5 protein-coding genes are annotated in these 16,433 nt (G+C 73.7%); 2 read left to right on the forward strand and 3 right to left on the reverse strand.

The features are described 5' to 3' along the window. Positions 1 to 39: 39 nt before the first annotated feature. Positions 40 to 2,829, reverse strand: coding sequence for an alpha/beta fold hydrolase (locus CFP65_RS09230; protein WP_104820736.1), 2,790 nt, complete (start codon positions 2,827 to 2,829; stop codon positions 40 to 42). Between the two features lie 67 nt (positions 2,830 to 2,896). Then, positions 2,897 to 4,210, reverse strand: a complete 1,314-nt coding sequence (locus CFP65_RS09235; RefSeq protein ID WP_104815651.1) for a hypothetical protein — start codon at positions 4,208 to 4,210, stop codon at positions 2,897 to 2,899. A 158-nt stretch (positions 4,211 to 4,368) separates the two neighbouring features. On the opposite strand from CFP65_RS09235, the gene CFP65_RS09240 reads away from it, so the two are divergent. Continuing rightward, the gene (locus tag CFP65_RS09240; RefSeq protein WP_104815652.1) at positions 4,369 to 4,758 is read left to right on the forward strand and encodes a VOC family protein; all 390 of its coding nucleotides are present in this window, start codon (positions 4,369 to 4,371) and stop codon (positions 4,756 to 4,758) included. A 72-nt stretch (positions 4,759 to 4,830) separates the two neighbouring features. Next, a complete protein-coding gene (locus tag CFP65_RS09245) occupies positions 4,831 to 5,895 on the forward strand; it encodes a mechanosensitive ion channel family protein (protein WP_104815653.1) in 1,065 nt (354 codons plus the stop codon). Here the strand turns inward: CFP65_RS09245 and CFP65_RS09250 are convergent. Further along, positions 5,892 to 16,427, reverse strand: a complete 10,536-nt coding sequence (locus CFP65_RS09250) for a toxin glutamine deamidase domain-containing protein (protein WP_104815654.1) — start codon at positions 16,425 to 16,427, stop codon at positions 5,892 to 5,894. The genes CFP65_RS09245 and CFP65_RS09250 overlap by 4 nt on opposite strands. Between the last annotated feature and the right edge of the window lie 6 nt (positions 16,428 to 16,433).

Below are 16,433 nucleotides of genomic sequence, written 5' to 3' on the forward strand. Positions count from 1 at the left end.
GGCTGCCAGAGCCGCCAGGGCTGCCAGAGCTGACTGCGCTCACGCGGAGCCTCCGATCAGGGAGAGGAAGGCGTCCTCCAGGCGGCGGTTCGGCCCGGCGGATTCGACCGGGACACCGAGGGCGACCAGCTCGGCGACCAGGGCGCTGGCGGCCAGGCCGTCCAGCTGGACGAGCAGGCCGCGTTCGGCCGGCTCGACGGCGGCGACGCCGGGCAGCTCGGCGGCCTTCTCGGCGGCGGCCGCGAGGGCCTCGGGGCCGTACGAGGGCGGGGTGCCGATCAGCAGCTGCTCGCCGTGGCCGACGATCTCGGCCACCGGGCCGGCGGTGACCAGGCGGCCCCGGTCCATCACCACCAGGTGGGTGCAGCTCTGTTCGACCTCGGCGAGCAGGTGGGAGGAGACGATGACGGTGCGGCCCTCGGCGGCGTAACGGATCATCACCTCCCGCATCTCGCGGATCTGCGGCGGGTCGAGCCCGTTGGTGGGCTCGTCCAGGATCAGCAGGTCGGGCAGGCCGAGCATGGCCTGGGCGATGGCCAGGCGCTGCCGCATGCCCTGCGAGTAGGTGCGGACGGCGCGGTCCAGCGCCTCGCCGAGGTCGGCGATGGCCAGCGCCTCCTCGAAGTGGGCGTCCTCGGCCGGGCGGCCGGTGGCCTCCCAGTAGAGGTGCAGGTTGGCCCGGCCGGTGAGGTGCGGCAGGAAGCCGGCCCCCTCGACGAAGGCGCCGACCCGGGAGAGCACCGGCGCGCCGGGCCGCACTGCGTGGCCGAACAGCCGGATCTCGCCCGCGTCGGGCCGGATCAGGCCCATCAGCATCCGCAGCGTGGTGGTCTTGCCGGCTCCGTTGGGCCCGAGCAGGCCGAGCACCTGGCCGCGTTCGACCTGGAAGGAGAGCTCCCGCACGGCGTACCGGTCGGCGGCCTTGCGGTACCGCTTGGTCAGCCCGGTGATCCGCAGCGGCACCCCGGCCAGCTCCGGGTCGGGCGCGGGGGCGCGCAGCCGGCGGCGGCCGAACACCAGGGCGGCGGCGGCCAGCACGGCGAGCAGCGGGAGCAGCCAGGTGCGGGTGGGCAGCGGGGTGGACTCGGTGCGCAGCTCGGCCACGGTCGGCGCGGTGAGCTCGCCGACCAGCGAGATCCGGTAGGTGGCGGGCTCGGCCGGCGAGGCGTACCCGAGGTCGGTGGAGGCGAACACCAGCCGCAGCCGGTGCCCGGCCGGGAAGGTGTGGTCCACGGCGGGCAGCGTGACGGTGGCCGTCTGCGTACTCGTCGACGCCGTACCGGTGCCGCCGGTCAGGCGCAGCGGGGCGACCAGCTGCTGCGGCAGGGTCTGCTTGCCGTCCGGGCCGAGGTCGTAGAGCTTGGCGAAGAGCACGGCGTCCGGCCGGTCGGAGCCGACCTGGACGACGGCGGTCGGGGCGCCGGTGAGGTGGAGCGGTTCGGTCAGCGGGGCGGAGTCGAAGCTCGCGTACTGGCCGGGGAAGTCGATGCTCAGGCCGAGGCCGAGGGAGTTCGCCTGGGCGAGGGCGCCGCCGATGCCGGGGAGGGCGGAGATGTTGGGCGGGGCACCGCCGGGCGGGTTGCTGATGTTCTGGGCCGGTCCGGTGAGCGGGTAGCTGCGGGTGGCGGTGCCGCCGAGGCCTGCGTAGCGGTCGGCGTCGGCGCCGCGCAGCACGGCCTGGAAGCCGGTGGAGTCGACGCCGCCGGTGCGGGTGACCCGGAAGGCCGGGCCGGTGTCCACGGACTCGCCGCGCAGGTAGTGGTCGAACCAGGCGGTGACCCGGGCGTCGGTGCGCTGGCTGCCCTCGGTGCCGCCGTCGTGGCCGCCGGCGAACCAGTCGACGGCGGTGGGCGCGCCGTTGGCGGCCACCGCCTTGGCGATCGCGTCGCCCTGGTCGAGCGGGAAGAGCGAGTCCTGCTGACCCTGGATCACCAGGGTGGGCTTGGTGAGCCTGGCGGCCACCGAGGAGGGGCTGGAGCGTTCGAGCAGCTTCACCGCCTCGGCGTCGGGCCGCCCGGCGGTGGCCACCCGGTCGTACATCGCGCACAGCTCGTCAAGGAACTTGCCGCAACCGGGCGGGCCCGCCTCGGCTCCGGCCCCGGGCTTGCGCGCGGCCGTCGGGTCGATGCCCGCACCACTCGCACCGGTGGTGAAGAAGATGCCGGCCCAGAGCTTCTTGAACACGCCGTCGCCCTGGTGCCCCTGGGCGCCCTGGGGGAAGAGCGAGTCGGCCAGGTTCCACCAGGTGATCTGGCTGGCCACGGCGTCGATCCGGGGGTCGTACGCGGCGCCGAGCAGTGCGGCGCCGCCGCCGTACGAGGCGCCGGTGATGCCCACCCGGGGGTCGCCGGGGGCGTCGAGCCGCACCTCGGGGCGCTGGGCCAGCCAGTCCACCAGGTGCCGCACGTCGGCGATCTCGCGGTCGGGCGCGTCGAGGCCGATCTTGCCGGTGGAGTGGCCGAAGCCGCGGGCCGACCAGGTCAGCACGGCGTACCCGGCCCGGGCCAGCTGCCGGGCCCGGTCGGCCTGGTCGGCCTTGCTGCCGCCGAAGCCGTGGGCCAGCAGGATCGCCGGGCGCGGCGTGCTGCCGGTGGTGAAGAAGGAGGTGTCGATCTGCACGGTGGCCGCGCTGCCGGGCGTCTCGGGCATGGCGAGGAAACGGTCCTCCTCGCGCACCGCCGCCGGCCCGCCCGCCGTGGCCACCGCCACCCCGCCGAGGGCGAGCAGCACCAGCACCACCAGCCCGACCACCCACCGGCGCCGCTGCCCCCGAGGCAGGCCAAGCCTTCGATGCAGCGGCAGCCGCAGCCGCACCCCACCCAGTCTCATGGTCATGGACCCTATCGGGCCGCCGGGTAGGAGCCGGGTAAGCCCTCCCGCGATCCGGTGGGGCGCCCTACTTCCGGCGGCTCTTGAGCAGCAGTTCGCGCGAGTAGCGGTCCACCGCCGTGCTAGTCCCGCCGGGGAAGTCCACGGCCGCCCAGGCATGGTAGACGTCGGGGCGGAACTCGGCGGTCTGCAGCCAGCCGCTGCGCACGTACGTGGTCGGGGCGCTGTTGCCGGCGCCGTCGGTGCCATCCACCTTGCCCGCGTAGTGGCCGGCGGACTTGGTCATCACGTCGGCGAAGGTGTCGGCCAGCGGGGTGAGCATGGCGGGGGTGATGCCGTACCGGCCGCTCAGGTACGCCCGGTAGAGGCCGTCGCAGTCCAGGCTGCCGTGGCTGTTGTCCTCGCGGTCGGTGCCGAGCGGCGCGTAGGTCCAGTCGTAGGCGGGGCGGCCCTTGGCGTCGGTGTACCTGCGGACGGTGCCGAAGAACCAGTCCACGCTGGTCTTGACCAGCCGGTCGTACGTCTTCACCCGGGCCGGGTCGTCGGCGAGCGCCTCGTGCGCCTCGGCGAGGTTCTGGAAGGCGTAGTCGAACATCATCTGCTGGTTCCACGGCACCGGCCGGCCGCCCTGGTAGGGGTCGGCGGCGGCGAAGTACATCCGGTCGCCGTGCGAGAGGTCGAGCAGCCGGGCCAGCACGTGCCGGTCCATGCTCGTGTCGGCCTGGCTCAGGTAGGTCCGGGCCCGGGCCAGGTAGGTGGTGCCGTAGTGGTGCGGGTCGCCGCCGGTGACCGGGGCTCCGGCCAGGGCGGGGGTCTTCAGGATCAGCCGGGCGCAGGAGGCCAGGTGGCCGATCGGGTCGCCCTGCTCGCCGCCGGTGCCGATCGGACGGGTGGTCACCTCGTTGGGCCAGGCCGGGTCCACGGTGCCGGTCCAGAGCACGTGCTGCCCGACCGGGGCGGGTGCGAGGTCGTCGCGCTCGGAGAGCACGGCGTCGCAGTGGCCGATCATCTTGTCGAGCACGGCGCGGTCGTGGGAGAGCTCGTAGACCACGCCCATCGCCTGGGTCTCCTCGCCGCTGCGGCCCTGGGCCCAGTTGTTGCCGAGGTTGTCGGCGGCGGGGGTGAGGCCGTGCAGGTACGCCCGGAAGGAGGCGTAGTCGGCGGCGGTCGGCGGCCCGTCGGGGCTGCTCAACTTCAGCTCCGCCGCCGCCTGGGCCGCCCCCGGCGCCCCGGCCCCGCCGGTGGGCGCCGCCACACCGAAGACGGCCGCGCTGCCGCGCACCGCCCCGGCGGCGGACTCCTCGCCGGCCGTGACCGCGGCCGCGCAGAGCCCGAGCAGCACCAGCGCCGCGCCACCGAGCGCCAGCCTCGTCCGTTCCATCCCAGCCCCCTCCGGTCCGTGAAGCTCCCAGCAGTACCACCCCCGTCCGCCGCCGGCACCCGCTCGCCCGGCACTCTGCCCGCCCGGACACCCACCCGGCCCTGCTGGGCAGCGGCGACTCCTGGTCAACCACCCGGCCGAGCCCCCATAGTGACGCCATGACATCCCTCGTACGCCACGTCACGGTCGACTGCGCCGACGCCTACACCCTCGGCTCGTTCTGGGCCCGGGTGCTGGACGGCTCCCTCGCCGAGGACGACTTCCCGGGTGACCCGATGGCCCTGCTCAGCTGCGCCAACGGGGTGCAGATCCTCTTCATCACCGGCCCGGACGCCAAGACCGGCAAGAACCGGGTGCACTTCGACCTCCAGCCCCAGGACCGCACCCGGGACGCCGAGGTGACGCGCCTGCTGGCCCTCGGCGCCACCCAGCTCGACGACCAGCGCCGCCCCGACGGCACCGGCTGGGTGGTGATGGCCGACATCGAGGGCAACGAGTTCTGCGTCGAACGCAGCGCAGCCGAACGCGGCGAGACCGAACGCGCCTGAGTTTCACGGCCGGGATCGGACAAAACGACCCGCTAGGGTACGAATCCACCCCGGTGGATTCGACCTCGTGAGGTGCACGTGCTGGTCCGGCCGCTCGCCACGCTGCTCGGGATCCTCGTGGTGACGCTCGCCCTCGGGTGGGGCGTCGACCAGGTGCTGCAGCGGGTCGCGGCCCGCCGCCCGGCCGACCGGGTCTGGCCGCTGCTGCGGCGCTGCCGGGTGCCGCTCCAGGTGGTGATCGCGGCCGGGCTGCTGCTGGGCACCCGTCCGATCGAGCGGCTCTTCGACCTGAAGGGCGACGGTACGCACCACGCCGTGCTGCTGGTGCTGATCGCCGGCCTCGGCTGGCTCACCGTCCGGGTGGTGGCGGCCGGGCTGGTCGCCTTCCTCAGCCGGTACGAGGGCCGCTGGGCCGAGGACCCGGCCCGGCTCCGGCGGGTGCACACCCAGACCAGCGTGCTGCGACGGGTGGTCAGCGCGCTGATCGCGGTGGTCACCGCCGCCGTGATGCTGCTGACCTTCGACGCGATGCGCACCATCGGCACCAGCCTGCTCGCCTCGGCCGGCATCCTCGGCATCGTCGCGGGCATCGCCGCCCAGTCGGCCCTGGGCAACTTCTTCGCCGGCCTGCAGATCGCCTTCGGCGACACCGTCAGGATCGGCGACACCGTGGTGGTGGACACCCAGCAGGGCACAGTCGAGGAGATCACCCTCACCTACCTGGTGATCCGGCTCTGGGACTACCGCCGCCTGATCGTGCCGGTCTCCTACTTCGTCTCCAAGCCCTTCGAGAACTGGACCCGCCGCCACCCGGGCCTGCTCGCCTGGGTCGTCCTGCACCTCGACCACACCACCCCGGTGCCCGAGCTGCGCGCCGCCCTGCACTCCTTCCTGGAGACCGACCCGCACTGGGACGGCGAGGAGTGGTCGCTCCAGGTCACCGACACCACCCCGTCCACCCTGGTGGTCCGGGCCGCCATGACGGCCCGGACCCCGGACGAGGCCGCGCTGCTCCGCTTCGAGGTCCGCGAACACCTCGTCGCGTACCTGCGCGACACCCACCCCGCCGCCCTCCCCCGCCTCCGCACCGGCGAGGGCACGGAAGCGGGCGAGGACGGGGGGAAGGAGAGCGCCTAAGCGGTCGGCCGTGGCGGGATCTGCCGGAAGCGCAGCGGGTCCGCCACCGGCTCCTGACTGCTCCCGTCACCCTGGCGGCGGAAGCCGAGCCCGGGCAGTCCGAGCGACTCGGCGATGCCGGGGGCGGCCGGACGGCCGGAGGGCGCAGCGTGCTGGCCGACGTGCGCCGACCCCACCACCACCAGGTACTTGGCGTCGTCCGGGAGCTCCGCCTGCCGCTCCCGGATCGCCTCCACCGCGTAGGCGTTCATCCGCCTGGCCCGCTCGTACGCCTCCGGGTTCACCTGGTCGGGGGCACGCATCGGACCGTCCGGCTTCCGGGCGGGGAAGCCGTCGATCAGCTGGACGTCCACCCCGTGCTCACGGGCCGCCGTGAGCGTGTTCAGGATCGCGTCGTTCCCGACGTGCCACCGGTCGTTGTACCGGGTCAGCGCCTGGGTCAGCTGGGGCGACGGCTCGGCACCGCCCATGAAGGCGGTCACGTCGGCCTGCAGCGCGTCGTCCCGGAAGTGCTCCAGGTACAGCGTGCGCACGCCGGAATCCCGCAGCTGCCCCATCTGCCCGGTCAGGAAGGACCAGGTCTGCGGGTCGCTGTGGGTCTCGCCGAGGACGAACCCGTCGTGCTGCGCCAGCACGTTGCCGGCCTGCTGGTGGGCTTCCTGGTCCTCCGGCAGCAGCGCCTCGACCGCCGCCGGGTCGAGCAACGGCCGGTTCTCGGCCGCGAGCTCGTCCGCGAACCGGTCGATCTCCTGCACCCGGGTGTCCTGGCTCGCCCAGTAGTCCCGGGTCTCCGGGTTGGCGCGGCCGTACTCCGCCAGGAAGTCACCCGGCTTGAGCCCGTCGTGCGCCACCATGCTGGTGTCGCCCTGGCTGCGCAGGCCGTGCCGGGTCACGTCCCGGGCCGCGCTGACCACGCCGGCGTAGCGGTCGTTCAGCGTGGTGGGGTCGAGCCGCGAGGTGAACCGGCCGGTGCCCGGGTCGTAGCTGACCTCGGGGTGGGCCGGGTCGGGGCCAAGGCGCCAGACCCCGTCGGCGCCCTGCACACCCCGGTGCTGGTCGGCGTGGAACTTCATCCAGCCTTCCAGCGACTCCACCGCCCGCCCGTGGGCTTCGTTGGCCTGCCGGCGCGCGCCCTTCTCCGCGTCCCGCTCGGCCCTGGCGTCGGTCGGCAGGTACGCGGCCCAGGACTTCTCGGGCTTGGGCGGCTGCGCCTGCCGCGGGAAGGTGCTCGCCGCCGAGTGGCCCTCCGGGTTGGTGTGCGCGGTGCCGAAGCCGTCCTGGTCCGGGTGTGCCGGGCCGTCGTCGGCGGGTCGCCGGAAGCTGCTGTAGCGGTCCATGAACTCGGGGTCGTGCGGCCCGGAGATGTTGTGCTCCTGCGGGTCGGCGACCGAGGCCCAGACCGTCCAGTCCTCGCCGAAGTGCGCGGGCATCGCCGTCGGGTCGGCCGTGCTGACCCGGCGGTCCGTCAGATCGGCCCAGCGCAGCGTGCCGTCCCGGTCGTGCACCAGGGCGACCGCGTGACCGTCACCCTTCGCGCCCGTCCCCAGCACGGTGGCGAAGGTGCCCGGGCCCCCGGCCCGCACCTTGTCCATCAGCTGCCGCACGGCGTCCGGCCCCTCGCCGAACAGCGCCGGGCCGTCGTGCCGCTTCCAGAGCGTGTTGCCCGGGATCTCCTCCACCGTGCCGTGCAGCGTCTGCCCGGACACCCGGGCCCGCCCGAAGTGGGTGTCCCGGTACGCCTCCACGTTCTCCAGGCAGGCGTTCAGGTCCGAGCCCGGCCGGAACCGCTCGCCCGGGTGCACCGGAGCGGCGTGCGGGTTCACCTTCTGGAGCAGCGAGTTGCTCATCGGCGGGTGCAGGCGGCCCGGCTCCCCGAGGTAGCCCTCCAACTCCCGGGTGAGCGGGTGGTCCTTGCCGAAGGACTGGTAGCCGCGGTCCTGCATGACGGCCGAGGTGTTCTCGTACGCGGGCGTGCGGCGCCGCTTCTCGGCCGGCTCCCCGTGGTCCGCGTACCTGTCCCCGTACCCGTTCTCGTCCTCCTCCTCGTCCCGGGAACGCTTGCGTTCGCTCCGCTCCCCCGGCACGTGCTCGGTGGGCGGGTGCTCGACAGGCGCGTGCTCGGCGGGCCCGGAGGCGGGGGTGTGCCGGGCGGCGGCCGGCGGTGCGGGGGACAGGTCGTCATGCGGCAGCCCGGACACCGAGCCGAAACCCTGGCCCGCGTCCACCCGCTGCTGAGCCGCGATCTGCTTCTCGCTGTCGGCCCGCATCCGGTCGATCCAGTGGCCGCCCCGGCTGGGGTCGAACAGGACGGCCAGGTTGTCGATCTTCCCCTGCTCCGAGAACGGCTTGTTGTCGCGTCCCATGGGCTCACCCATGATCGTCCGCATGGTGCCCTCGATGAACGCCTTGCTGCCCTCCACCGCCTGCTGGTGCCCGGGCGCCTCGGCGGCCAAGCGGTCCGCCGTGGCCCGGACGTCCTGGAGCGTGCGGCCGGGCTGCTGGAGCTCCGTCACCCGGTCCACCTGGCCGGCCAGTCGGTCGCGCAGCCCGGTCAGCTCGTCGCGCAGCATCGGGAAGGCGGGGTGGTCGGTGTTCAGGTTCTTGACCAGCTCCTGCGCCTGGCGGTCGAAGAACTGCAGCTGCTCGCGGGCGGTGACGCCGTAGGTCCCGCTGGACATCCGCACCCGGTCCGCCTCGGTCGGCGGGTCCAGGTTCAGCGGCCGTCGGTTCACCCGCGCGGGGTGGTGGTTGCCGGGCTGCTCGACCACCTCGTGGCTGACCACCTCCCAGCCGTCCGGGCCGTGCTTGAGGATGTTGGTCACCCGGTAGAGGTCGGGCTGACCGTGCGTCATGTACTCGTCCACGCCGAACCAGTCACTGACCGGCCGGGTGGTCTGGAACTCAGTGGTGTGCTGCAGGTGCGAGCTGGCCGAGTAACTCTGGAAGTGCCAGACGGTGAAGTCGTGCGGGGTCACGTCGGTGATGGCGTAGGCACAGCCGTTCATGCCGCCGGTCATCACCAGTCCCTCCCCCGGCCTCGACGGGTCCGGGTGCAGCGGGACGGTGACCTTGCCGATCGAGCCCTCGACGCGCGGGTCCGGCGCGCCGTACTTGTACGGCACGTACGAGCCCGTGACGTAGTGGTGGTCGGGCTGCACCGGGGGCAGCTCGACGCCGGCCGGCGGCCGGGGGAAGTTCTGGTCGTGCTCGACGTACTTCTCCCAGGCCGGGGTCAGCACGAAGCCGTTCTTGCCGGGCACGATGTTCTGCCGGTCGGGCACCAGCGCGAACCAGTGCTGCCCGCTGTTGTCCACCGCCGCCACGAAGGCGTTGGCCTGGTGCTTGGCCAGTCCGGGCATGCGCTGCATCGCGCCGCTGGTGAAGTCGGCCGAGACCGGGACGTGCTGGTTCATCAGCAGGTCGACCGGATCCTCGACCATCATCCGCTCGACCGTGCCCTCCGGCGGGAGCAGGATCTCGGGCGCCGGTGCGTGCTCCTCGTCGCCGTGCTGCATCGGGTCGTCGTGCTGCTGGTCGTGCTGCTGCTGGTCGTGGTCGTGCGCCGGCTGCTCCTGCTGCTCGTGCGGGGTCTGCTGCTGGTGCGAGGTCTGCTGCTCGTGCGGAGCCTGCTCCTCGTGGGGGGTCACCGTGCCGAAGCCCCGGCTGCGGGAGGCCGACGGGGCCGGGGAGAGGTCGTCGATCTCCATGTCCTGCGAACCGGGCTGGCGCCTCTTGACCGGCGGCTCCGCGGACGGCGGCGGCGAGGCCATCTGCACGTCGCCGTCGGAGTCCATGTCGGTGCGGTCGCGCTTGGGCACGGCGTCGGTCCGGACGTCCCGGATCGGCTTGGGCAGTGCCTCGTGGCCGGCCGGGAGCGGCCCGGGCATGCCGGCGGGGCGGTTGGCGAACTCGCCGGAGGAGGAGACCGGCAGCGCCGGGGTCCTGTCGTCCTCGACGTGCAGCTCGTCGCCGATGTTCCGGGCGCTGGGGCTCGGGTCCTTGTCCGCCGAGGAGAGCACGTTCGTCAGGTCGCCCTGGGTCTTGGGCGCCATGATCTCCCGCAGGTCCTTCGGCACCAGGCCGTTGGCCTCCAGGCTGTGCACGGCCGTGAGCAGGTCGGCGGTGTGCGAGGAGTAGAGCGCCTCGCCCGGCAGCTGACCGTGGGCGACGGCGTTGACCACCTCGGGGTCGCGGACCAGGTGCGGGTCCAGGAAGTTCTGCACCCACTTGTTGACGGTCTCGTCGCCGAACCGCAGGTTCGACTCGCTGTTGGACAGCTTGGCCGTGATGTCCTCGATCAGCGCGGGGACGTCCTCGACCTTGGCGGTCAGCGCGTGCTCGAACATGCCGGCCGGGTGGTTCTCCCCGGCACCGGCCCGGGCGTAGGCGCCACCGTACTGCCGGCCGACCAGCTCGTGGTCGGCCACGGCCCAGGCCACCCGGGCGGCGCTCTTGTCGTCCTTGCCGGCCTTGATCTGCTCCTGGTGGACCTCCTCCACCCGCTTGCGCACCACCTCGGCGGCGGCCACGTCCCGCTTGGCCTCGGCCAGCTTCGCCGGGGCCTCCTCCAGCTTCTTCCGGGCGGCGGTCAGCTTCTCGCCCGCCTTCGTCCGCGCCTTGGCGTCGGCGGCGGCCTCCGCCTTCTTCGTCTGGTCGGTCTTGGCGGCCTGGGCCGAGGCCTCCGCCTTCTGCTTGGCCGCGTCGTACGCCTTCTCGGCGTCCGTGACGGCCTTCGGGCCCTCGTTCAGCTCCTTCTGCCGCTTGGTCTCGACCTTCTTCGCCTTGTCCAGGTCGTTGGCGGCGGCCTCCACCTTGCGGTCGGCGCCGGTCGGCTTGGCCACCTCGGCCAGCCGCTGCTTGACCTCCGCCTCGCGCAGCTTGGCGCGGTCACCCGGCAGCTGCTCGCCAAGCTGCCTGAGCTGGTCCGGGGTGGCCTTGGGCTGCCCGCTGCGCAGATCGGCGGCGAGGTCGCGCAGCGGCTTCCCCTGCGCGCCGGCCTTCTCGTACCGGCCCGCCAGGCTGTCCAGTTGGCCGGCCAGCCGCTCCCGGGCGGCCGGGGTCCGCAGGCCGGCGGTGCCGCCGCCCGCCGTCAGCGTCGCCGCCGCGTCGTCCAGCAGCTTCGGGCCGGTGACCCCGTTGACCAGGGCCAGGTCCTCGACCGCCTGCTTCTTGACCTTCTGCTGCACCTTCCCCAGTGCCTCGTGCACCGCCGCGATCTGCTCCGGCCGGGGCGCGGTGGGGTGCACCCCGTCCACCGCCTTCGCCAGCTCCGCCAACTCCGGCTTGGCCACGGTGTCCAGGCCGGACCGGCCGAGCTGGCGCTCCAGCTCCGCCCGGGTCTCCACCGCGCTCTTGTGGTCACCGACCCCGGCCGGGTCGAAGGCCTTGCCCACCGCCGGGCCGTAGGTGGCGCCCAGGTCGACGGTGTCCTTGTCGGCCGCGAGGTCGCGGCGGACCAGCTCCGCCTCCTCATGGCCGCCCGCCGCGAGGCGCTTCTCCGCCTCCGAGCCGAGCCTGTCGTAGATCCGGTGCCGGTCGGGCGCCATGTCGGTGACGAAGTCGCCGAACGCCTCGGACGCGGCCCGGTGGGCCTCCGGGTCGAGCGACCGGGCCTTCAGCACGGCCGCCGTCACGTACTTGTGCACCATGTAGTCGGCGATCACGTGGTTGCGGTTGATCCGGGCCGCCGCCAACTCGGGCTTCTTGTCGCTGCGGAGCACGAGCTTCTCGGCGTGCGGCTGCTCCGACATCACCCCGTGCTCGGAGTAGCCGAACGCCTTGCGGTAGCTGTCGTTGAGCTTCTTCCAGTCCTGCGCGGAGGTCTTCCCGGTCGGCTCCGGCACCCCGCCCTCGCGCGGGCCGGCGGGCTTGGCGGGCGGCGGCGACTTCAGCGCCTGCTCCGCCGCCGCCAGGTCCTTCTCCCGCTGCTCACGGGCCGTCTTCAACTCCTCGGCCCGGAGCTTGAGGTCGTCGGCGTGCGACTGGAAGACCTTGGCCTGGTCCTTGGAGGCGGCCTTCACCCGGTCGTCGGCCGTCGTCCGGAGCTCCGCGACCCGGGCCTCCTGGGCCTTGATGTGGGCGATGGCGTCCGGCAGCACGCGGACCTCCGCCTCCTGGCGGGCCCGCTGCAGGGCCGGCAGCTCGGGGCTGGTCGGCTTGGTCTGCTTGAGGTACTCGTGCTCGAAGATCGCCATCCGGTCCTGCTGGCCCTGGATGCGGCCCAGCGTGGAATCGACCTGCTCCTTGCGGGTCTGGAGCGCCAGCCGCTCCTCCGGGGTGATCCCGGGCTTGCCGAGGTCGGACTCCAGCCTGCCGGACTCGTCCCTGAGCCCTGCGGCCCGGTCGGCGAGCTCCTTCTCGTTCCGGGAGAGCACGTCGACGTGCTGGCGCTTCTGCTGGCGGTAGCTACCCAGCATCGCGGCGGTGTCGCCGTCCTCCAGATCGGCCCGGTCGTACTTCTCGATCTCGGGCCGGAGCTTCGCGAACTCGTCCTTGGACTTGGCCGAGTCGCCGAGGAACTTCTCGATCGAGTCGGCGGCCTTCTTGCCGTCGATCTTGTGCGAGTACTCACCGGTGGCCGGAGCGGCGCTCGTGCTCGTGCTCGCGACCGCAGGGGCGGGCGAGAGGTCGTCGCCGTGCGGGGCCGGGGACTCGGTGTGCGGAGTCTCCGCGTGCGGCTGCGGGGTCTCGGTGTGCGGGGTGTCCTGGTGCGGGGTCGGGGTCTCGGGCGTGCCGCCTTCCGCCTGGCGGAAGAACTCGCCGAGGCCGGAGACCGCCTCGATGTGGTCGACCGGGTTGGCCCGGCCACCCGTGTACACCGCCTGCGGGTCCTTGCCGTACAGCTGCTCCAGCAGCGGCCGCAACGCCTGCTCGTGCTCGCCCGTCCAGTGCGCGCCGTTGTTGCGGTCCTGGCCGGTCAGCGGGTCGGTGCCGTGGTTGGTCGACAGGTAGGCGTTGGTGGCCTGGGCGAAGTACTCCTCGTGGTCCGTGGAGCTGTAGTTCTCCTGCCGACCGCCGCCCTCGGTGTGCGGGCGGGTGCCGTCCGGCCACTGGGCCGGGTGCTCGGGGTCGGCGTCCAGCGAGGTCTTCTTCTGGTTGAAGGCGTCGAGGACGCCCTGCTTCTGCTGCTCCGAGAGCCCGTACTTCTGGATGGCGTGGGCGAGTTCGTGCGTCGTGGTCGAGTAGCCGTCGACGTGGTTGGGGTCGTCGCCGATGCTGGTCTTCTCACCGAGCAGGTTCTCCTCGGTGATCGCCACCTTCTTGTTGGCGGTCGCGCCCCGGAAGTCGTCCACGCTCCGGCCCCCGCCGGCCTCGCCGCCGGCGGTCCGGCCCTGGTACTGCTCGAAGGCCTCGGTGTCGGTCATCCGGACGTGCTTGGGCACGACCACCACCTCGACCCCGTTGGTCAGCAGCCGCTCGGCCACCTCGGGGTCACGCAGCATCCGGGCCAACTGCTGCTGGGCCTCGTGCCGCGCCGCGCCACTCTGGACGGCGCGCGGGTCGACCTCGACCAGCAGGTGCGCGGCCGACTCGGCGAACTCCTCCGGGGTGGAGCTGCGGCGCAGCTCGGCCACGAACTCCTTGTCCGCGGCGAGCGTGCGCCGCTCCTCCGGCTTGAGGTTGCCGATGGTGTGCAGCCGCTCCTCCCGTCCCATCCCAGGCAGGTCGCGCCTCGGCTCCACCGGCCGGTCCGGCGTGGTGTGCTCGCGGGTGGCGAACTCGTGCCGGCGCTGCTCCTGCTCCAGCTGGCGCTGGCGCTGCTCCTGGGTCCGGAACCGGTTGCTGCTGCCACCGCTGCCGGTGCCCGGCTCGGTGTGGGTCTCCGGGCGCGGCCCGGCGGTGCGCTGCGGCGGCACCGAGCTCTCCGGACGCGGCCCGCCGCCCTCGGGGCGGGCGCCCGGCCGGTTGCTGCTGACCCCGACGCCGCCGCCGGAGCCGTGCACCGGCCCGAACTGCGGCGGCACCGCCATCGCCGCAGGCGCGGGAGCCTGCGGCTCGGCGCCGTTCGGCACGGTGTGATCCGGGGTGGGCACCGAATCCGGTGCGCCCGCGGCGCGCGGCGGGGCCGAGGAGACCCGGGTACCGCCGTCGATGTGGGTGGTGCCGCTGCCGACGTTCAGGTGCGGCGCCCCACCGGGGATGTTCAGGTTCGGCGTGGCGTGCGAGGCCGCACCGCCGGACGTGCCGGAGTCGTGCGAGGCCGGCTCGTACACGGCCCCCGAAGCCCCGCCCATCTCGTGCGGCTGCGCCTCTCCGGCCGCCACCCGCACCGGCTCCCCGGCCACGGGCACCGACGGCACCTCACGGGACACCTCGTGCGGCGCCGGCTCCGCCGGGCGTGACGGCACGTCATGCACGGTCGGCTCGACCGGCGTCTCCCGCATCGGCGGCACCGAGTGGGAGGTCCCGTCGGGCAGCGAGGCTCCGATGGGCGTCTCGTGCGCGGGCTGGGCCGTGATCGGCTCCGAGCGCACCTCGTGCAGGTCCACCGGGCGCGGGGCCGCCTCGTGCAGCGTCGGCTCCACCGGGGTCTCCCGCAGGGGCTGGGCCGTGATCGGCTCCGAGCGCACCTCGTGCAGGTCCACCGGGCGCGGGGCCGCCTCGTGCAGCGTCGGCTCCACCGGGGTCTCCCGCAGGGGCTGGGCCGTGATCGGCTCCGAGCGCACCTCGTGCAGGTCCACCGGGCGCGGGGTCGCCTCGTGCAGCGTCGGCTCCACCGGGGTCTCCCGCATCGGCGGCACCGACTCCACCGGGTGCGAGGGCACCTCGTGCAGCGCGGGCTCGACCGGCGTCTCCCGCATCGGCGGCACCGAATGCGAGGTCCCGTCAGGCAGCGAAGCCCCGATCGGGGTCTCCCGCACCGGCTCCGCCGGGACCGACCGCACCGGCTCCTCCGGCGTCCGCGGCTGCGTCTCGCCCCGGAACGGCGCGTCGGCCGGCACCTCGTGCGCGGGGCCGGTGTTCGGCGTGGGCCCGCCCTCGGGCTCCTGCGGCCGCACGCTCTCGACCGGACGCGGCCCGGCCGTCGGCTCCTGGACGTGCTCCCCGGACTCCGTCCGGGGCTGCTCCTGCGTCCCCACCCGGTCGGTCACCGGGGTCTCGGCGGTGACGTGCGGCGCGGCATCCTCGCCGACCCGCGCCGTCACCGGCGTCTCGGCCGGGATGCGCGGGGTCGTGCCCTCGCCGATCTGCGGCTCCACCCGGGGACTCTCGGCCACCGGGTGCTCCGCGACCGGGCTCTCCGCCACCGGACGGGGCTGCTGACCGGTCGGCGGCGCGGTCTCGTCCAGGTGCGGGGTGGGCTCACCGGCCGCCGGCCGCCCGGAGCTCTCCCCGCTACCGGAGCTACCGGAGCTACCGGACGGACGGCCGATGCCCTCGCCACCGACCGAGCCGGACGGCCGGTCCGACCCGAACGGCGCCAGGCTCGGCCGTGCCGAACCCTCACCCGCGCCGGAGGAACCCTCAGGCCCGTGGTACGTGCTGTTGTCGCCCGTGCCGGTGCTCGACGGCGGGCCGTCCTGACGACCGCCGGAACCCGAGGGAAGCGGGTCGCCGATCCCGCTGATGCCCGTACCGGACGGGTGCGCGCCGCCCTCTCCCGCCGGAGCGGCGGAGTCGCCGATGCCGTGCGGGGGCGCGAACTTCGGCGGGCCGTTGAAGTGCTCACGGGCCGCGTTCGCCCCGGCGTGCAGGCCGACCCCGGCGCCGCCCGAGAGGCCCGAGCCGAGCAGGCTGTTGGGGTCGACGGTGCCGGTGGTGGCCAGCTGGGTCAGGGCGTCAGTCCCGACACCGGTCGCGGCGCCGTGCACCATCTTGCCCGGCAGCGACTCCATCGCGCCCTTGGGCAGCACCTTGCCGCCGATGCCGCCGAGCTCCTTGCCGAGCTGGTTGCCGATCGCGCCGGAGACCGCGCCGCCGAGAGCGCTCTGGCCGAGCTCCTTCATGTCGATGCTCTTGCGGTGGCCCTCGGCCACCTCGATGCCCTGCGCCATCAGGTTGATGGCACCCATCTGGACGCCCATCTTGATCGCGTGCTCCAGGGCCTCCTTGAGCAGCGTCTTCAGGATGGCCTGCACGGCCGTCCGCCCGATCGCGATGGCCGCGGGGATCTCCAGTAGCGAGGCACCGGCCGTGAACGGGGCCTCCGCCTCGGCCGTGGCGATCTCGAAGGCCAGGATGCCGAGCTGGGCGATGATCTGGATCTTGGCCGTCTCCGCGGAGTTGGCCATGCTCTCCAGCATGTCGCCCATGCCCTCGCAGGCCTTGACGGTGCCGGGCAGGTACGCCTGGTCACCGGTGGTGTACTTCGCCCAGTAGGCCGTCAGACCCTCGGCGGCCTGGCCCTGCTGACCGTCCAGCGCGTTCTTCACCGCCGTGTCGGCGGCCTGCGAAGCCTGCTCCAACTCCTTGCCGGCGCTGCGCCAACGCTCGGCCATGTCGCGCAGCTCGCCCTCGTCGGCCTCCGGCCAACGGCAACCGGCGAGCAGCAGCAGGACCCACTGGAGGGGCTCGGGAAGTTCGGTAGCCATGGCGGG

The organism is Kitasatospora sp. MMS16-BH015 (assembly GCF_002943525.1).
In the GTDB taxonomy this organism is placed as follows: domain Bacteria; phylum Actinomycetota; class Actinomycetes; order Streptomycetales; family Streptomycetaceae; genus Kitasatospora.